The sequence below is a fragment of the Paenibacillus sp. FSL L8-0435 genome (assembly GCF_037965655.1).
Lineage (GTDB): Bacteria > Bacillota > Bacilli > Paenibacillales > Paenibacillaceae > Paenibacillus.
This window is the reverse complement of record NZ_CP150185.1, coordinates 1969715-1987905: the sequence shown is the minus strand read 5'-3', so window position 1 is coordinate 1987905 and position 18191 is coordinate 1969715. Positions and strand designations below refer to the sequence as shown.

Below are 18191 nucleotides of genomic sequence, written 5' to 3'. Positions count from 1 at the left end.
GATTGAACCCTCCGAGATTTGTTTGGACCGATCAAGAGCGATCTTTACCTCGCTGCCATACATCTAATGCCAATAACAACCATCCGGCAATGAAGGCTACCCCACCAATCGGTGTGATGGCACCCAGAATCTTGATGCCAGAAATACTAAGCACATACAAGCTGCCCGAGAACACAATAATTCCGATAAACAACAGACGCGCTGCCCACTTCAGTTTTGTCGATGCTCCAAGTTGACCAGCCGTCAAGCCAATAATGAGCAAAGCCAATGCATGAATCATGTGATATTGTACACCTGTCTCATATGTAGCTATGGCCGCGGGCCCAATCGTATCCTTGAGCATGTGAGCACCAAACGCTCCAATCGCCACCGATAACATGGTCATTACAGCTCCAAGCATCATCCATCTTCGTTGCATATAAGTTCTCTCCCTTAATTTAACTACAGTTCACTCCTATTATTGTATCGAATCCCCTCCTCCTTTACCAGTCGTGACGGAGCTTCAAAGATCATATGTCTGTTTATACTTAACAATTCTATCCCTGCCCTATAAATTGTAGGAAACAAGCGTAAATCCTTGATTTTTATCGATATTTATGGAAAAGTAAACAGGTATGTAATCGTTGTATTTTAAGTGCAAGTTCAAAAAGATTGGTTTTCAGTATCGAGAAGATGGGATGAAGCTAATCATTACTCATCGATTAGGTTAATAACACTCAGTACGATGATTAAGGGAGGCAAGTCAACATTATGGATAATCGCGATTCCTATAATTCAGGTTATAACAAAACGGATCAGAATCCTGGCCATGCAGATCCATACAATAACAATGGGCATGAAGCATACCCGCCAGATCATCAGAGGCAACCGATGGCACCACTGAAACATTCCGGACCTGGAATCGCCAGCTTTGTCATTGGGCTGGTTGCAATCTTGGGTTATATTCTGATATTCTTTATTGCCACCATGGCTGTAAACGAGTCCATCGGAGTTCTCACCCCGTTGCAGACAGAAGAGATCGCCTTGCATCCAGCAGTGGTTCTGGCTTCATTAGCCATTCTGGTCTGCCTGATTCTCAATCTGGCCGGAGTCATCGTCGGAATTATTGGTCTTGTCCTCAAGAATCGAAAGAAAGTTTTTGCCATTATCGGAACCCTATTAAATGGGATCATGATTCTGTTATTCGTTGGACTTATCTTGGTAGGCATGACGCTGATGTAACGCTTTGCATCAGCGTCATGTTTCCTTATAATTAAAATGAATGGGTTTACACATAAGAATAATCTATATTTTTTGCCAAAATCATTGTTTTCAAAGGAGATTGACATGTCACGAATCAAAATTTTTGCGGACAGCACAAGTGATCTGGCTCCAGAATGGATCCAGCAGCACGATATCGGTATCATTCCCTTATATGTCGTGTTCGGTGAAGAATCACTGAAAGACGGTGCTGAGATTAAGCCTGAACAGCTATATGAACGTGTCAGCCAAGATGGGCGTCTTCCCAAAACAGCTGCACCTTCCCCCGCTGATTTCATAACGGCATTTCAACCTTACATAGATCAAGGGGATGAGATTTTATATATCAGCTTATCTTCTGAACTTTCCTCTACCTATCAAAATGCACGACTAGCGAGTTCCGAGTTCCCTGAAGGTCGAATATCGGTCATTGACTCACAGAATCTCTCATCAGGAATTGCACTGATGGTGATGAAAGCTGTACATGCTGCTGATAAAGGGCAAAACCTGACTCAGATTACACACCTGATTGAGGCGATGAAATCAAATGTACGCACGGAGTTTGTCATCGATACACTAGAGTATCTGCATAAAGGTGGACGCTGTTCGGGCATGCAGAACCTGATTGGAAGCCTGTTGAAGATTCGTCCTGTCATCCGGGTAACAGATGGCAAGATGGCACCTGCCTATAAAGTGCGCGGCAAACGGGAAAAAGCTCTGGAACAAATGCTGAATAATACGCTCAGCCAGAAGGATCAGATCGATCCAGACCTGCTGATTGTTGTGCACACTATGGCTGAAGAGGATGCGCTTGACTTGCAGAAGTCTTTGCAGGAACAAACGGGTGCCCGTGTGGAACTAACCACTGCTGGTTGTGTAGTATGCAGTCACTGCGGCCCAAAAACAATTGGAATCATCTATAGTACTGTTTTATAGTATTACACGCTACATCGTATCGTATTACCCAATCCAATCCTTTCTTCTAGATCTGTATGTGGTACATCCAATACTTGGACTGGCATATCGGTATAACTAAAAAGGGCATTCCGAGCTTAATCGCTCAGGATGCCCTTTAATATTTTGCTAAACTTTGAATGACCTACACTTGGTCCATTGCTCATTATGATAATGGATCAATAACTTTTGGTCCGCAGATCATCCAGACTTTTGAATGCGTATCCTTGCTTGCGAGCCTCATCAATAATGGAACCCAGAGCCTCCGTGTTATCTTTGGATACCGAATGAAGCAAAATGACAGCGCCCGGATGGAGTTGTTTCAACACCTGTTGATGAGCATATTGTGCACCACGCTGCACATTGGTATCCCAATCTTTATAAGCAACAGACCAGAACACGTTCACATACCCTTGGGCATGACTCTCTGCAAGCGTACGATTGTTAAAAATCCCCCGCGGTGGCCGTAAAAAGGTCGCTTGTTGACCCGTCAGCCGATTGACCTCTGACTTGACCTTCTCGAGTTCCTCTCTAAGCTTTTCATTGGAGATGCGGGTCATATCCGGATGACTCCATGAATGATTACCGACAATATGACCTTCTGCCGCCATACGTTTGACCAACTCAGGCTGATCTTTCAGATAATGACCTGTCACAAAGAAAGCAGCTGGTACCTTCTTGGTACGCAAAACATCCAGTATGGCAGGTGTGAATCCATTCTCATACCCGTTATCAAACGTGAGATACAATTCCTTCTGTTTTGTATCCCCCAGGAAAATGGCATCGTTATGTTGTAAGATCGATTTAAAGCCTTCCTGATCAATGGAGGGCAGTTGACCGTTTTGACTTTTTTTGAAGCCAAAGTGATACGCTCCGGTAACCGGTGATGCTTCAGTCTGTGCCGGTACCATACTGATGGACAACAGTCCCAACAGTATATATAGAACCATTCGCTTCATTCTATCCGCTCCTGTTCCTGAAAAATTCGGTTAGTCGTTTGCACACACGAATACCTTCAGGTAATATGCCACAGGAACGGCTAATGTATGTAAATCATCAACGATCGAAACGTTTATTTTCAGCTTGTGGCGGAGATTGATGGAACAATTCAAGTAAGGTCTGAGGTTTGCCACTGGAAGCAAGCCATTCCCTCACGGTCTGTATGGCACGGGTCTGTCCATCTCCCCGATCACGCCATGTAAGCAACTCGATAACTTTGATAATCAAGGCCGACATATTGTGATTATCCAGTTCAGACCGCTCTGCCCTCAGCTTGTGATACAAAGCCTCCTGCTCCCAATCCAATAGAATCTCATCACCAATGGTTGGCTTCAAAAGTGTATACGCTCTGTCACAACCTTTACAACGAACCGTGCTGACCTGTTCATCTATAAATTCCGCTCGGATATCCTGCTGGCAATCCGGGCATTTGAACCCAACTTGTATGTTTTGTATGTTTTCGTTCATGACATTGTTCCTCCTGCGATGTGAGCATTTTGCATCAATCGATTCAAAATACTCCTTGGATATATGCATAATGCTTATGTATGTACTACATCTATACCCGATATTTTGTCGATTCACGCTTATTTTGAAGAAATCTGTAAGGTGCTATAATCTTGTAAATATGTTAAAATATTATACATATCATGGTAGGGAAAAGGCGGGATACTCATGTCGAAGGAAGAGCGCAATATAACCTGGCAATCATCCAGCATCAACAGACAAGACCGGGAGAAGCATAATGGGCACCGTAGTCGTGCCATATGGTTTACCGGATTATCAGGTGCAGGAAAGTCATCCCTTGCATTTGCCCTGGAGCAAAATCTCTATGAACAAGGCGTAAGCTGTTATGTTCTGGATGGGGATAATGTACGTCATGGACTGAACCGCGATCTTGGTTTTACAGCTGAGGATCGTCAAGAAAATCTGCGCCGAATTGGGGAAGTATCGAAGTTAATGGTGGATGCCGGGTTGTTTGTACTTTCGGCCTTTATCTCTCCTCATGAACAGGATCGGGAGATGGTTAGACAATTATTTGAACCAGATGATTTCATTGAAATCTATGTGCGTTGTTCAATTGAAGAATGTGAGCGTCGTGATCCCAAGGGTCTATACAAAAAAGCCCGCAACGGTGACATCCCGCATTTTACAGGCATTTCCGCCCCCTATGATGTACCCAGATCGCCTTCAGTCATCATCGATACAGAACAATGGTCCATTGAGGAAGCTGTGCAAGAGATCGTACAGCATTTGGAGCAACTCGGTGCTCTTCAACTGCCACTTCCTACGAAAAGAGCTGTTGTTCATTAGTCCTTGCTCAATACACGAACCACCTACATGAAAGGCGCGCCCATCGTGGCGCGCCTCTTTACGTGAACCCATTGCTGGTTATACCATCGATAAATGAATAAAGAGAAGAAGATACACATGCTCTATCATCGCGTTTGAACGTCTTCTAATGTCCACTCACTCACTTACTGCCCTACAACACCCGCTTGCATGTTCAATAGCTTGCTGAACGTCCCTACCGGATCAGTAGATAACTGTTGATATCCACCCTCTTGAATCACCCGACCTTCATCGAGCACAATTACACGATCTGCCGTCCGAATTGTGGACAATCGGTGCGCAATCACGATAATGGTCACATGTCCTTTTAACCGTTCTAAGGCCTCATGAATGTACTGTTCATTCTCACTGTCCAGCGCACTCGTTGCTTCATCCAGTACCAATACAGAAGGATTACGCAACATGGCCCGGGCAAGCACCAATCGCTGACGCTCCCCCCCGGATAACCGAATACCCCGATCACCAATGATCGTATCCAGACCCTGTGGCAACTTTCTCACAAAAGCCGCAGAAGAGGAAAACTGTAAAGCCTGCCACATCTGTTCTTCACTTGCATTTGGATCAACCAGACGCAGATTCTCACGAATACTCGTATGAAACAGGAATGGGTCCTGGGAGACATATCCGATGGAACTTCGCCAGCTTAATAATCGTTCTTCTGACAGAGGCACACCGTCAATCAGAATACGACCAGTTTCAGGCCTCACAAGGCCCATAATCAGATCTATCAGCGTGCTCTTGCCTGCTCCAGATTTACCTACAATTGCGGTCATACCCCTTGCTGGAATCGAAGCTTGCACATTTCTCAATGAGTAAGCATCACTTCCCTCATAGCGATAGCAGACATCCTCACACGTGATAGATTCCTTCAGTTCCATAGGTTGAATACCATCAGTTCCAACATCTCCTGCCGAAGCAATCTCTGCACTAATCTCACGACTCTTCGCCGTCTGCGCTTGCAGTTCTCTGACTACCCGAAACGCAGGCAGCATGGAGCTGATGTACTCCAGATTGGACTGAATCGCCGTAAATCTTGGCCATAAGCGGGAAAAGATAAGGATGATGAGCAGCAGACTTGCTGGAGGCACCGTCATTACACGGAGAGAAAGATAGATGAATGCCGCAATAATGATTGCCGCGGACATCCGGTGAATCAACTGTGTTCCACTGTTCAATTGACTAAATTGAATGACATTGCGTTCTATCTGTCTGCACATGCGCTCAAACCAGTTCATGTGTGAGCGCTCAAGCATGTTGCTCTTAATATCCTTAATTCCGTTAAAATGCTCGGTAATGCCGTTATAATAACTTTGCGAATATTCAGAGGTCTGGTCTCCGATCTGCTTGGCCCGCTTGACGAATTTTCTCAAGACAAAAAATAATAACAATCCACAGAACAGCACAAGTGCCGTCAACTTGGCGGATAACCAGAAAGCGAGACCGATCTGAATGCCCGTAAAGATCAGAGAGGCTGCCATTTGCAGCATAATGCTCGTTCCCTGACTCACACGTGCAAGTTCAGTCGTTAATATATGGTTAAAATCGGATTTTCGTTTTTGGAGAAAAAATGACCATTGCGCCATAATAATGGCACCATAGGTTTCCATGCGCAGCGTGCGTACAAATTGCTGCTGGATTCGCGTATTACGGATCGTCTGGAGACGCTGCATCCAGGCCTGTCCGGAGACAATCAATACAAAGGTGAACAATACGAGTAACAATTGGCTATTTTCAGAAAAACGATTCAATACGTCTCTAAGCCAGGGAATGTTTAAGCCTGTGGAGCCCATCTCAAATATGCCAATCAGACTCAGCATCGGAACAAGCATGTAGATACCGATCCCTTCCATGAGACTGATACAGATCATCCCTAGCAGATTCCAATATAAAATGGGCCCCGTGACATGATGCAACTTTCGCATGAAATACCTTAATTCTGAGATCATACTTTACCCCTTTCCGTCACCGTATACCTTTTAATTCGCCGCCAGAACCAGAGAAACGGACGTAACGGAAAGTACAGAAAAAACAAAGAACGCGGAAGCGGCAATTGATCCACATCCCATGTACTTGGATATAAACGTTCGATAAAGAAAAACCATTTCTGTTTGGTACTTCGAAGTTTAAACAAGTACGATTGATAAGACTTCATATCAGCCGGACTTTCCAGCATGTCGTTCATGAACTTTGCACCTTCATTGGCTAATCGCTTGCCTGTACGGTCACTCAAGGACATTAAGGACCTGTACTCTACATCCAGCGGCGTATTCAGCAGCTCCGAGGCCAGATAAAGAGCCTGTGAACCGATGGATAAACGCCCCTCCGCTTTCAGACGTCTTTCCACTTTCTTCACATCAAGTGGCATGCTGCGGATCATCTGGTCGATATCCAGTAACCAGCGCAGTCTGAACCAGCCGTGTCGTGCACCATGGGTTACGAGATAAGCCCACAGGTCTTCTTGTTCAAGCATACGGACAGGTGTCTGTGTGTATGAACTGAATCGGCTGCGTTTCCACAGCAATTCAAAATCGGTTTCTTTCCCCGAATCCGGGTTGAGACGCCAATGAATCTCTACTTGAGTCTTTTTGACCGGATGGGTATAACAGATATGATGTTCCCGCCATTTCCAGCTGCGCACCGTAGGTGCTCGCTCCCCTTCCTTGGATACGTATCCGAGAGTAGCCAGAATTCCTTCAGCCGCTTCTACATCATCAAACGGAATCAGGATATCCAGGTCTTTGGAGGTTCGCATGGATACATCACCATAGAGATCATGGGCGAGCGCCGGCCCCTTTAGTGTAATATTGCGGATGCCGCGTTCACGAAATGCTCCACACACCTGCTCCATCTCAGCTGTCAGATGTAACATGCGGAACGTATTGACCGTATATTGTTGTCTCAGACTCTCCATAACATCTGCAGGAATAATTGCAGAGTTCAATTCTTTCATTTTCAAATAAAGGACAGAGTATAAGCGGTGATGATAGACAAGCCGCAGAAAGAGCTCCCAATCCGTTCCTTGCAAACCTGCCTTGAGTTCTTCAGGGGATAGAGCCGTCAGATCACCTCTAATCATGCTCAAAATCAGCTTAAGCTCCTTCGGAAACCCTGATGAATAGAGTTCACTTTCATGTATCATAGACAATCTCCCCAGATCCCTTCTCCGGACACCGTTTGCCAAACACACCGACAACCGTATATTGGTCCATAGTATCAGCTCCGGTCACGATCAATTTACCACTTCGCAGCCAGGCATGAGCCATCATATGTCCTTGCTTATTCCGTGCTGTCCCCATGTATAACGTACTCTCTATCTTGCGTCGCTCAAGCATCTTCATCCCGGCAATCGCCATTACAAGGCAGCGGCTTTCCCATAACGTATATTTGCTGGCGAGCGATATTGCTTTGGAAATATTCCGTATAGTGATGACCTCGCTGCGATCAAGTCCTGTCATCGGTGTTTCAACCATAGGTGTACCCAGCCCTGGCGCGATTTTGGCAAATGGCATAGCCTTCTGTATGCGTGCCCAGCCAAGGAGGATATAGGCCTCCCATACCAGTCGACGCATCGACCGCGGGAGCGAGAGATAAACCTTTATTTTTCGCAACATCATTCTACACTCCGCGAGTAACGTCGATTAAACCTTCACGGGACAGGTGTTCCAGGAATTGCACCACCTGCTCACGACATACATCTGGCTCAATCTCGTACTCCGCAGCAAGTACCTCAACAACTTCACCCAGCGTGCGTTCTTCTGCGATCAGATCCCAGATTCGTCCACCGGTACTCCCGAGATTATAGTATTTTCCAGAGCTAATGCTCATCATAACTTTCTCACTGCCCATATCACTGACCAGATTGCCTTCCTTCCGGGTTACCCGGTCTTCCACATTCATCGGTGTAGTCGCTGTCATTGTCCTGTATGCACTCCTTTACGTATATGATCTGTGATCCGATCCACCATCTCAAATGCTGTAAACTCAGCACCCGTTCTGACCAATCTGCCAATCTCCACACTTGCTGAAAGTCTTGAAGCCGTCTCGAACAGCCACTGTGCCAGCCCCTGTCTTGCAACGAGTCCACCCCGGAACGTATGGGAGCATAACAGATGCAGTCGTTCTAGCCCCATCACTTCAACCAGTTGAACAGAAGTATGGTTTTCCTCCGGTTGTGGAGCAAGTTCGAATATTCCACCTAGTGGTACGGCCATCTCATGAAAATAGTGCTGAACAGGTATTGCATACTTGGTAATCTCCGCGTGAACCGTTGCATAATCCTGTTCCTTCATACCGAAGCCATCCAGACTGGGCTGCCACAATTTCTGTTGCGGGTAACCAGGTGATACGATAGCCCTTCCCCCGGCATCCCAGGTCAATGCGACAACATCATCGGTGAGAAGCGGATATCCGCGTGATGCCAGTGCGGCCGAGAGTGTTGATTTGCCTGCTCCCGAATGTCCAACAAATGCGTAAGCCCATCCATCAATAACAACTGCACTACCATGCAATGGAAGAATGCCACGCTGCATCATAATGACCGCCATACATGTGCCCAGGATGAACAATCTGACCTTTTTCTCATCTGCACCCGGTATGGGGGACACGACAATGCGCTTTCCTTGTTCCATTAGAAACAGACCTGTATCTTCGATTTTGAAAAAAAGACTGCCCTCTCGTGCCACAAAGTTGTCGTTGCCTACATTCCAATCCTCCCACAATGGGATCAGATCTGAAGACTCGATGTGCACATCCACGTCAAAATCACTCTCCGCATCCTTGGGTGCGATCTGTAGTTCAGGCATTCGAGTTTGGCTCGACCAGCGCAGACCATACGCCACATAGTGCACAGGCAACAATGAACGACGCCTCCTTCGTAATAAAATGTAAAAAAAAGCCCTTATATTCATGTTGCTCAATATAAGGGCGGAGGCGAAAAGCTGGATTGGTTCCAATTCCGCCCTTTAAGTATGATGACACGTTTTGGAACTAAACAACTTAGGAAGTTGGATCGTACAGATCCGCATCGTGAACCGTGATCCAGTCAATTTGTCTGTAGCCAGTACCGGCCATCGTTTGATTGACTTCCAACACTTCAAGAGCTGGTGCTTGCCATTCCTTTTTTTCCATTTGCATCGTATTCACCTCCTTTCATGTGCGCTCATTCAGAATTTCCGAATGAACCGATAGACGATTAGACTATGCATCATCAATCGCAGATCTGGATGCGAAGCAAGTTCAGGTCTTGGACTGGGGAAATTGGCCAGGGCAGACTTGATACGCTCCGTGTTTAATATGCCAGCAACCTTGCTATCAGAACACAAGGCACGCAACTCGGCCGTAAAAGCATCCCAATTCGGAATGATGCGATGCAGCCAATCCGCCGGTTGTACCCCCCGTACCCGTTGATTCAGTCTGACCTTGTCAGGCAACTCCGGTGAGGTAGCCCGGCGAATCAATGAACGATCCGTCCCTTGTTTCACATATTGTTCAATCGGAACGGACAGACAGAACCGGATGACTCTGGCATCACTTGTCGGATCACGTTCCCAAGCGCGGTAACGCAGAGAACATTTTGTAGCTACAGCACCGTTTTTGTTCGCAATGGCCAGGTTATTGAATTTCTCGGCACGTACTTTGAGTGCATCAGCCTGGGCACCGCCCTGCAGAACAATAATGGATTTGAGTCTTTCCAGTACACCTGTTCTTTGAGCAAAATCAGGATGGATCAACTGTACAGAAGCGGCCTGGCTTGCTCCTTTGGACTGTGCCTTGAACCATTCTGGATATGCCTTTTTCCCGGTGATCTTGGCTATACGGGAGAAGGGCATACCGGTCCGTTCACTGTACTGCTGCATCTCACGGAACCAGCGATACCAGCGGCCACTTTTCAGCAGACTGGCGTAATAATCCAAAGCCGGGCCCCAGGAGATGGTGAAGTTACCGCGTGCTCCTGTGAGCAGAATACCTGCATCCTGCTGGCTCGCTTTTTCATAGAATCCGCGAATCCAGAATGAATTTTCAAAGTATTTGTAGGGCATTTCCATAATATCGAGCCAGGTGTCTACTTCACTGAGAGGACTTCTGCCTTCAAAATCCAGATAGTTCTCTGTGATATTCCCGACGTGATTAATAGTCGAACGTATAAATGGTCTCTCGTCAGCAAGCAACGTTTTCGACGTGTAATCCGTGAAATCCGGCACGGGAACATAGCTATAAGCATGCAGCCGTTTGCCCTGACTTCTCAGTGTTCCAGAAGCAAAACCAACCACGGCTCCCGAGTCCAGTCCGCCACTTAAAGCAGCAGCTACCTGCCTGTGAGTTCGCAATCGCGATCCAACCGCCTGCCCAAAGACCTCCCGAAACGCTTCTACATACTCACCATCGGATTTCAGCCTTAGGGGTTCGACTTCATTCCAGCGATGATATTGCTTCAGCTCCAGTCTCCCATCCCGGAAAACAAGTGTATGTGCAGAAGGCAGTTGGCTTATTCCCCGATATACGGTTGAATTGATATCTGCTGAATCATGCATGTCAGGAATGGCAAGGAATTCGGACAACCAGGTCTCATCCAGTTCTTTATGTACCCCTTCAAGCCCAAGCAACGGATTCATGAGTGTGCAGAAAGCAAAACGTGAGCCATCATGTCGGTAATAAAAAGCTCTCATGCCTGTAATGTCTCTCGCTGCATACAGTTTTCGATTCCGCTCATCCCATATCGCGAATACAAAATCCCCCAGCAATCGGACAGCTACATCTTCCCCCCAGCGCTGATAGGCACGCAAGATCAATTCACTATCCGATAACATCGCCAGCTCAGCTCTGGATATCTGTAATTGATCTGCCAGTTGTTCCCGGTTATCCAGAATGGCATCTGCCGTGATGGTCAGACCACTTTCCTCATCATATAGAGGCAACTTCTCGCTAACCGCTTCCGGTGTAATCCATTGGGCGTGACAGCTAAGGAACGCCTCATTGCCTTTCCACACCCCTGTTGTATCCGCAGGGACATGCCCCAGGCTTGCGTAAAGACGCCAGCTGTCTTCCCATAGCGCCTGCTGACCATCGTTGTGTACAATTCCTGCTATGGCGCTCATGACTTGCCTCCCCGTAGAATCTTGCGCTGTGAAGCCCAAGCGCTGATCTGGTGACCAAATGGTACCCATGATTTGATACGCTGTATTTTGCTTTGAGCAGAAGCCAGCTGGACTTTCAAACGTTCTCGCTCACTGTATCCTCGTTCCAGACGATGATCTGCCGCCCGTAGTGCGGCCTGCAGCTGTCTGATCGTTGCCAGTGCAGCCAGTGTGGGATCTATCTTTTCCGGTTCTTCGAGAGCTGAATCATTCCGATTTTCATGGGAATCATGGACGAGAGAATCAGCTGGCTGCATCCGATAGTGCTGCTGCCAGTCGCAACCGGTCGCTGTAATCAACTGATGCGTAATTCGCTCGATGACCTCTTGATCCGGACTTGCTTCATAACGAACACCCGTCCATTGTTCGGCTTCTGCCAACTGGTCACTGTACCCCATCCGATGGAACAGATCCGCTCCCATCACACGACAATACAGTTCAACTTCATGTGGTTCTAATATGTTTTTCCAGTTGTTAACAGAACCCTGATGTGCCTCTTGATGGGAAGAAAGGAATGGATCACCCACGCCCATACTGTAGAACATGTCAGACTTGGCACTGTCCAGAAACTGTCCATACTGCTCCATACCCTGTTCATATGGAATTCCCAGAAACGCGCATAGTTTTTCAAGTTCTTCCTGGGGATTGGAAACCATTCGTTCATATTGCAATTCATACGCATTGGAATGTGGTTCGGCAAAATAATCATTCAAGCGGAGCATACCCAGTGTGAGATCTACAGATTTCATATTTAATTTGGAGCTCTGCAAACTATGAGTCAGGTCGAATCCTTCACCTGTATGACGGTTTACCTTTTTGAATGATGCTGCTATGGCCAGAGGATTACGCTGGAGATGAATGCGCTTGGACTGTGGGAACAGACGATCCAGCCATTCTAGCATGTAATAATAACGCGGAGATTTATCAACGATGAAGTCTGCTCCGCTCCCTTCCAGGAATCCATTGTAGATCTCAAGAGCAAAACTTCTGCACGCCTTTTCGAAGACATCCTCGGATACCATGGCATTGTAGAACTGACGCATGATGGAGCTGCCACCATAAGCGCGTGAATCGGTTTTTGGCAGATCGACAAGACTCATCAGAAACCACATTTCCTGGGTGGCGAATATACGACTGTGATTTTGCAGCATGACTGTGGATAATGAACTACCACTGCGGGGAACACATAGTAAGAAAACAAGTCCGTTACCTTGAGCGTCGATCAATGGCAGCCTCTCCTCTGTTCAATAAATTAAGCATGCAGCCGGGATAGACCAGACTCTACTTTTGTGTTTGGCAAAACGAATACTACGCAAACTATTAGGTCAGTATTTTGCAACATTCCGTCGGAACCTTACCCGAGAGTGATGCAAATACACATATTCTTTCGACAACTCTCAGATACAATATGTATTTATAGTTTTACTCTATGATACAAAATGTATCATGTCAATCTTTTATTTTCACCTTTTCATAAATTCTTACTCTTTCACTGTATTCTCCTGTCTGTCGTTTAAGCACTTATTCATGATCAACTATGTTCTGATTGCACAAACGCGAATAAGCTCCAGACATGTTCTGTGAGGAACAATGCCTGAAGCCATGCGTAATCCGTTGAGAAGCTTACTATGAAAACCGTTGAACAATCATCAGGTGAACCTTACATTTGAACTCTTCCCAGGAGCTCCGACACTCCTATTTTGCTCTTCTTCCTGATCTGCCAATGCAGCATCCTGCATCCCCTTCTGTACCTTCACAGTTAACAATACAGCAATGCCTGCGATGAAAAAGAAGATCAGCGACAGAATGCCCCAACGCGTGGAACCCGTGATCTGTCCGACATAACCGAACACAAATGGACCGAAGATCGAAGAGAATTTGCCTGTAATATTCACAAAACCAAAATACTCTCCTGTTCTGCCTGCCGGCATCAGATTGCTAAACAGGGAACGCGCTGTGGATTGACTCACACCCTGCACGACTCCAACCAGCCCGGCGAGCACATAGAAGTGGATCGCTTGTGTCATGAAATAACCGAGAATCACAATACATATGTAAACCGATAAGCTAACAATTAATACCTGCTTTGCTCCCCAACGCTGTGCCCATGCTCCCAATAACAATGTACACGGGAACCCGATGAACTGGGTTAACAGTAGCGCGAGCATCAGGTCGGTTGTGCCAATACCTATACTTGTCCCATAGATTGTAGCCATCAGAATGATGGTATTAATGCCGTCATTAAAAAACCAAAAAGCCAACAACATGCGGATTAACTGGGGAAAACGCCGCATCTGACGAAAGGTCTGCCGCAGTCTGCGCACGCCCACCGCAGCATACCCTGTCCACGAGCCGGGCATGTCCGGTGATGCAGGCCGTCTCGGAGCATGACGAAAGATCGGTATCGAGAACAGCAACCACCACAACGAGACGGAGATAAAAGCAAGTCTTGTGCCTGCCAGTGTACTGCTCATCCCGAACCATCCCGGTTGCTGAATCATCAGCAGGTTCACCGCAAGCAGCAATCCTCCTCCAATATAACCATAGGCATATCCTTTGGAGGATATCATGTCTCTTCGTTCAACAGGTACCAGATCCGGCAGCATTGCATCGTAAAAGGTGTTACCACCTGCAAAACCAATCGTAGATATGACCAGCAAAGCGGAAGCAAGTAACCAGTCCCCTTCACCGATTGCGCTGAATCCCAATGTAGCAAGGACGCCTATGATTGCAAATACACGCAGGAAGTCGCCCTTACGTCCTGACAAATCAGCCAGCGTTCCTAGCAACGGTGTTAGCAGAGCTACGCACAACATGCCAATGGAGTGTGTATAAGCCAGGTAGGAGGCGGCGGTATCCTTATCCAGCGTTGCTGCAGCAACCGAAGCATAGAATACGGGCAGGACCGCTGCCAACACCGTTGTCGCGTAAGCCGAATTGGCCCAATCATACATAATCCAAGCCTTGATCGCCTTTTTATTCACATAAATCCTTCCTTTACATGCAACTATTATAATGATTGATGTCTTTCTCCTATTGTAAAGGAAGGATATCACACTTGTTCACTGTTTCTGTAAAAAATGGTGCAGTTCTGTTCTTGCAACTCACCTTACCTCCGAGGTGAACTTGCGTAATTGTATCATTTTATATCCACTCTCATCACATATCGTCCTCGCCCGTGAATATACTTAATTACCGACAGGCCAAACTGTGCCGCGTAATCAATGGGGGGTGCCTACATGTCAAATTCACACCAGCCTTACTCGTTCGTCGTGTCGAAGGAAGATTGGTCGCTTCACCGCAAAGGGTACCAGGACCAGCAGCGCCATCAGCAAAAGGTGAAAGATGTCATCAAGCAGAATCTGCCTGATCTGATTACGGAAGAAAACATCATCATGTCTGATGGAAAACAAATCATCAAGGTACCAATCCGCAGTCTGGATGAGTACCGTTTTGTGTATAACTACCAGAAGCAAAAACATGTCGGTCAAGGAGACGGTGACAGTCAGGTCGGAGACGTCATCGGTCGTGATCCCGCTGCTTCGCAGAAACCCGGCAAAGGCGAAAAAGCTGGCGATCAGCCTGGTCATGATATTGTGGAAGCCGAAGTTAGTATTGAGGAACTGGAAGATATGCTCTTCGCTGAGCTGGAATTACCTGATCTGAAGCAGAAAGACAAGGATCTGATTGAGACACATACGGTAGTTTTCAACGATATTCGCAAAAAAGGTATGCAGTCCAATATTGACAAGAAACGTACCATTCTGGAGAATCTACGTCGCAATGCTACGACTGGCACGCCAGGCATCCATCATATCAGTCCGGATGACCTGCGCTACAAGACATGGGAAGACAAAATCATTCCTCAATCCAATGCCGTTATTATTGCCATGATGGATACATCCGGGTCCATGGGTTCGTTTGAGAAATACTGCGCGCGCAGCTTTTTCTTCTGGATGACCCGTTTTCTACGCCGTCAGTATGAGAAAGTTGAGATTGTTTTCCTCGCCCATCATACGGAAGCCAAGGAAGTAACCGAAGAAGAGTTCTTTACCCGTGGCGAGAGCGGAGGCACCATCTGCTCCTCTGTATATATGAAGGCGCTGGATATTATTGACAGCCGTTATCCACCTTCCAGCTACAACATCTACCCTTTCCACTTCTCTGACGGGGATAATCTGACCTCGGATAACGAACGGTGTGTGAAGCTGATCGGGGAGTTAATGAAACGTAGCAATATGTTTGGATACGGCGAAGTGAATCAATATAACCGCAGTAGCACACTGATGTCGGCTTACCGCCATATCAAGATGGATCAGTTTATGTATTATGTGATCAAAGAAAAAGGCGAAGTGTACAAAGCTTTGCGCAGCTTTTTCCAGAAACGGGAAGGAGGCAGCGTTAGATGACAGATGAGATCCGCGACCTAGAATACGCTATTGCCGAGATTATGGAGATTGCCAATGGTTTTGGTCTGGACTATTACCCCATGCGGTACGAAATCTGCCCATCGGATATTATTTATACATTTGGAGCCTACGGCATGCCGACCAGATTCAGCCACTGGAGCTTTGGCAAAACATTTCATAAGATGAAAATGCAATACGATTTTGGACTCAGCAAAATTTATGAGCTTGTCATCAACTCCAACCCTTGTTATGCCTTCCTGCTGGATGGCAATTCCCTGATTCAGAACAAATTGATCGTAGCCCACGTATTGGCACACTGTGATTTTTTCAAAAACAATGCCCGCTTCTCCAAATCCAACCGTAATATGGTCGAAAGCATGGCTGCTACGGCGGATCGGATCAGCAATTATGAGATGGAGTACGGAACGGAAGCGGTTGAAGCATTTATCGATGCCGTGATCGCAATTCAGGAACATGTAGATCCACAGCTGATTAAACCCCGCCATTTGGACAAACAACGTTACATGGAGATGAAAATGCGGGAGCAGCGCGGTGAGAAAGCACCCAAACCGGAAGGCCGCTATGATGATTTATGGTCGCTTGATGATGTGAAGACCGAAGATACACCAGCCGAAGGCATTCAGGTCCATCACTTTCCGCCTGAACCAGAGAAGGATGTCATGTGGTTTATTCAGGAATTCTCGGAAGTATTGACCGACTGGCAGCGGGATATCATGAGTATGATGCGTGAAGAGATGTTATATTTCTGGCCACAGATGGAAACGAAAATCATGAACGAAGGCTGGGCTTCTTACTGGCATCAACGCATTATCCGTGAACTCGATCTCAACAGTGAGGATACGATTGAATTCGCGAAGCTCAACTCCTCCGTGGTGCAGCCATCCAAACAAAGTCTGAATCCGTATTATCTGGGACTGAAGATTTTCGAGGATATTGAACGACGCTGGGATAACCCAACCCGGGAAGAACAGGATCGTTGGGGCCGTAAACCAGGCCAGGGTCGTGCGAAAATGTTCGAGGTGCGTGAATTCGATTCCGATACCTCCTTTATTCGGAATTACATGACTAAACAATTAACTGAGGACCTCGACCTCTACGTCTTTGAGAAAAAAGGCCCGGACTGGAAAATCACCGACAAGTCCTGGGAAAATATACGGGATCAGCTCGTATTTTCACGTGTCAACGGGGGCTCCCCTTATCTGGTCGTGCAAGATGCCGACTATATGCGGACCGGGGAACTCGTGCTGAAACATCAATATGAAGGCATTGAGTTGGATCTGAAATATATGGAGCGCACCATGCCTTATCTGTATCGCCTCTGGGGGCGTACGGTACATGTAGAGACACGTGTCGAGGATAAACCGATCTGGTTTACGTATGACGGCAAGAAGCACCACCGCAAATTTATGTAAGGTTTTCGATTATCATTATTGGAACCGAAAATATAAATGCTCTTATCATGGATGAGATTAATAATAAAAAAGATCAGACATAAAAAAGCAGCAAGTTCCCGACACACACGGGGACTTGCCGCTTGGCATTTCATAATTAATATTTAAGATTACGTTTCATTGCACCATGCTTAAATGAAGTGATTACATATCGCTCACCGTTGTCCAACAGCTTGTAAGATACAACGTATCGATCCACGAAACAGTAGTACGTGTTGCGGTACTCACGAGACGGCAACATTGTTCCCATAGTAACAATCTTCTCTTCAACACGGCGAATGAGATTCATTTTGTATTCCATCGTTTCTTGATCTGTAAAATGTTCGCTTTTGATCTGGCGAAGTCGGTTCATTGCCGTGGCGGTCCATTGAACCATCAATTACAGCTCACCACGCTTCACCAGTTCAATCAAGTCATCTGTTGAATACAGCTTGCCTTGTTTTATGTCTTTCTCAGAAGCTTCAATCATTTGCCGTATCTCCGGATCGGAGTCTAGCTCATCCACCGGGTTATAGACTTCATATTCCAGACCGGCAATACGAATGAATTCCTTATGATCCTTCTCATAGGATTCAATGACAGTGCCATCAGGAGCCTTAAGACTAAAGTTCATCCTCCGCAACCTCCTTTGA

The 18191-nt window shown here is 46.5% G+C and carries 19 protein-coding genes; 5 read left to right on the top strand and 14 right to left on the bottom strand.

The genetic code is table 11. The features are described 5' to 3' along the window. Positions 1-31 precede the first annotated feature (31 nt). Entirely contained in the window at positions 32-418 is a 387-nt protein-coding gene (locus NST33_RS09130; protein ID WP_017689551.1) for a DUF423 domain-containing protein, read from the bottom strand. Positions 419-750: 332 nt separating this feature from the next. Between NST33_RS09130 and NST33_RS09125 the strand changes: the two genes are divergently transcribed. Further along, on the top strand, positions 751-1221 hold the full coding sequence (locus NST33_RS09125; RefSeq protein WP_339307653.1) for a hypothetical protein: 471 nt from the start codon (positions 751-753) through the stop codon (positions 1219-1221). 105 nt (positions 1222-1326) lie between these two features. Next, positions 1327-2175, top strand: a complete 849-nt coding sequence (locus NST33_RS09120) for a DegV family protein (protein ID WP_211081105.1) — start codon at positions 1327-1329, stop codon at positions 2173-2175. A gap of 197 nt (positions 2176-2372) precedes the next feature. Here the strand turns inward: NST33_RS09120 and pdaA are convergent, their stop codons facing one another. Continuing rightward, the gene (gene pdaA, locus NST33_RS09115; protein ID WP_074094344.1) at positions 2373-3152 is read right to left on the bottom strand and encodes a delta-lactam-biosynthetic de-N-acetylase; all 780 of its coding nucleotides are present in this window, start codon (positions 3150-3152) and stop codon (positions 2373-2375) included. 97 nt (positions 3153-3249) lie between these two features. Further along, positions 3250-3660 carry a hypothetical protein gene (locus NST33_RS09110; protein ID WP_221823056.1) on the bottom strand — a complete coding sequence of 137 codons (411 nt, stop codon included), beginning with the start codon at positions 3658-3660 and terminating at the stop codon, positions 3250-3252. Between the two features lie 207 nt (positions 3661-3867). Here NST33_RS09110 and cysC point away from each other — a divergent pair, with 207 nt between their 5' ends. Next, the gene (gene cysC, locus NST33_RS09105) at positions 3868-4506 is read left to right on the top strand and encodes an adenylyl-sulfate kinase (protein ID WP_339307649.1); all 639 of its coding nucleotides are present in this window, start codon (positions 3868-3870) and stop codon (positions 4504-4506) included. A gap of 164 nt (positions 4507-4670) precedes the next feature. On the opposite strand, the gene NST33_RS09100 is transcribed toward cysC, so the two are convergent. From NST33_RS09100 to NST33_RS09060, 9 genes are all read right to left on the bottom strand, one after another. Further along, on the bottom strand, positions 4671-6488 hold the full coding sequence (locus tag NST33_RS09100; protein ID WP_339308652.1) for an ABC transporter ATP-binding protein: 1818 nt from the start codon (positions 6486-6488) through the stop codon (positions 4671-4673). Next, positions 6488-7621, bottom strand: coding sequence for a nucleotidyltransferase family protein (locus NST33_RS09095; RefSeq protein ID WP_339308650.1), 1134 nt, complete (start codon positions 7619-7621; stop codon positions 6488-6490). Before NST33_RS09095 ends, NST33_RS09100 begins: the two co-directional genes overlap by 1 nt. A gap of 52 nt (positions 7622-7673) precedes the next feature. After that, entirely contained in the window at positions 7674-8156 is a 483-nt protein-coding gene (locus NST33_RS09090; protein ID WP_237176183.1) for a lasso peptide biosynthesis B2 protein, read from the bottom strand. Positions 8157-8160: 4 nt separating this feature from the next. After that, complete coding sequence (locus NST33_RS09085) at positions 8161-8460, bottom strand: lasso peptide biosynthesis PqqD family chaperone (protein ID WP_017689560.1); 300 nt, start codon at positions 8458-8460, stop codon at positions 8161-8163. Beyond that, positions 8457-9401 carry an aldolase gene (locus tag NST33_RS09080; RefSeq protein ID WP_339307647.1) on the bottom strand — a complete coding sequence of 315 codons (945 nt, stop codon included), beginning with the start codon at positions 9399-9401 and terminating at the stop codon, positions 8457-8459. Before NST33_RS09080 ends, NST33_RS09085 begins: the two co-directional genes overlap by 4 nt. A gap of 139 nt (positions 9402-9540) precedes the next feature. Then, positions 9541-9678, bottom strand: a complete 138-nt coding sequence (locus tag NST33_RS09075; RefSeq protein WP_174806426.1) for a paeninodin family lasso peptide — start codon at positions 9676-9678, stop codon at positions 9541-9543. A gap of 29 nt (positions 9679-9707) precedes the next feature. Beyond that, a complete protein-coding gene (locus NST33_RS09070; RefSeq protein WP_221823048.1) occupies positions 9708-11639 on the bottom strand; it encodes an asparagine synthase-related protein in 1932 nt (643 codons plus the stop codon). After that, complete coding sequence (locus NST33_RS09065; RefSeq protein WP_221823046.1) at positions 11636-12904, bottom strand: sulfotransferase; 1269 nt, start codon at positions 12902-12904, stop codon at positions 11636-11638. The genes NST33_RS09070 and NST33_RS09065 overlap by 4 nt, the downstream gene beginning before the upstream one ends. A gap of 423 nt (positions 12905-13327) precedes the next feature. After that, positions 13328-14662, bottom strand: coding sequence for an MFS transporter (locus tag NST33_RS09060; protein ID WP_221823044.1), 1335 nt, complete (start codon positions 14660-14662; stop codon positions 13328-13330). Between the two features lie 255 nt (positions 14663-14917). On the opposite strand from NST33_RS09060, the gene yhbH reads away from it, so the two are divergent. After that, positions 14918-16087: a sporulation protein YhbH gene (gene yhbH / locus NST33_RS09055; protein ID WP_074094335.1), complete on the top strand. Its 1170-nt coding sequence runs from the start codon at positions 14918-14920 to the stop codon at positions 16085-16087. Then, positions 16084-17520: a SpoVR family protein gene (locus NST33_RS09050; protein ID WP_221823042.1), complete on the top strand. Its 1437-nt coding sequence runs from the start codon at positions 16084-16086 to the stop codon at positions 17518-17520. The genes yhbH and NST33_RS09050 overlap by 4 nt, the downstream gene beginning before the upstream one ends. 136 nt (positions 17521-17656) lie before the next feature. Here NST33_RS09050 and NST33_RS09045 read toward each other — a convergent pair whose 3' ends face one another. Together NST33_RS09045 and NST33_RS09040 are read right to left on the bottom strand one after the other, a co-directional pair. Then, a complete protein-coding gene (locus NST33_RS09045; RefSeq protein ID WP_339307643.1) occupies positions 17657-17935 on the bottom strand; it encodes a type II toxin-antitoxin system RelE/ParE family toxin in 279 nt (92 codons plus the stop codon). A 3-nt stretch (positions 17936-17938) separates the two neighbouring features. Then, positions 17939-18172, bottom strand: coding sequence for a hypothetical protein (locus NST33_RS09040; RefSeq protein WP_047842290.1), 234 nt, complete (start codon positions 18170-18172; stop codon positions 17939-17941). Positions 18173-18191 lie beyond the last annotated feature (19 nt).

Bases quoted from the DNA above. Each gene is read 5' to 3' on its own strand.
- NST33_RS09120 (WP_211081105.1), top strand. From the start codon at position 1,327: ATGTCACGAATCAAAATTTTTGCGGACAGCACAAGTGATCTGGCTCCA.
- NST33_RS09085 (WP_017689560.1), bottom strand. From the start codon at position 8,460: ATGACAGCGACTACACCGATGAATGTGGAAGACCGGGTAACCCGGAAG.
- NST33_RS09095 (WP_339308650.1), bottom strand. From the start codon at position 7,621: ATGATTAGAGGTGATCTGACGGCTCTATCCCCTGAAGAACTCAAGGCA.
- cysC (WP_339307649.1), top strand. From the start codon at position 3,868: ATGTCGAAGGAAGAGCGCAATATAACCTGGCAATCATCCAGCATCAAC.
- NST33_RS09040 (WP_047842290.1), bottom strand. From the start codon at position 18,172: ATGAACTTTAGTCTTAAGGCTCCTGATGGCACTGTCATTGAATCCTAT.
- pdaA (WP_074094344.1), bottom strand. From the start codon at position 3,152: ATGAAGCGAATGGTTCTATATATACTGTTGGGACTGTTGTCCATCAGT.
- NST33_RS09050 (WP_221823042.1), top strand. From the start codon at position 16,084: ATGACAGATGAGATCCGCGACCTAGAATACGCTATTGCCGAGATTATG.
- NST33_RS09075 (WP_174806426.1), bottom strand. From the start codon at position 9,678: ATGCAAATGGAAAAAAAGGAATGGCAAGCACCAGCTCTTGAAGTGTTG.
- NST33_RS09070 (WP_221823048.1), bottom strand. From the start codon at position 11,639: ATGAGCGCCATAGCAGGAATTGTACACAACGATGGTCAGCAGGCGCTA.
- NST33_RS09045 (WP_339307643.1), bottom strand. From the start codon at position 17,935: ATGGTTCAATGGACCGCCACGGCAATGAACCGACTTCGCCAGATCAAA.
- yhbH (WP_074094335.1), top strand. From the start codon at position 14,918: ATGTCAAATTCACACCAGCCTTACTCGTTCGTCGTGTCGAAGGAAGAT.
- NST33_RS09110 (WP_221823056.1), bottom strand. From the start codon at position 3,660: ATGAACGAAAACATACAAAACATACAAGTTGGGTTCAAATGCCCGGAT.
- NST33_RS09130 (WP_017689551.1), bottom strand. From the start codon at position 418: ATGCAACGAAGATGGATGATGCTTGGAGCTGTAATGACCATGTTATCG.
- NST33_RS09090 (WP_237176183.1), bottom strand. From the start codon at position 8,156: ATGTTGCGAAAAATAAAGGTTTATCTCTCGCTCCCGCGGTCGATGCGT.
- NST33_RS09125 (WP_339307653.1), top strand. From the start codon at position 751: ATGGATAATCGCGATTCCTATAATTCAGGTTATAACAAAACGGATCAG.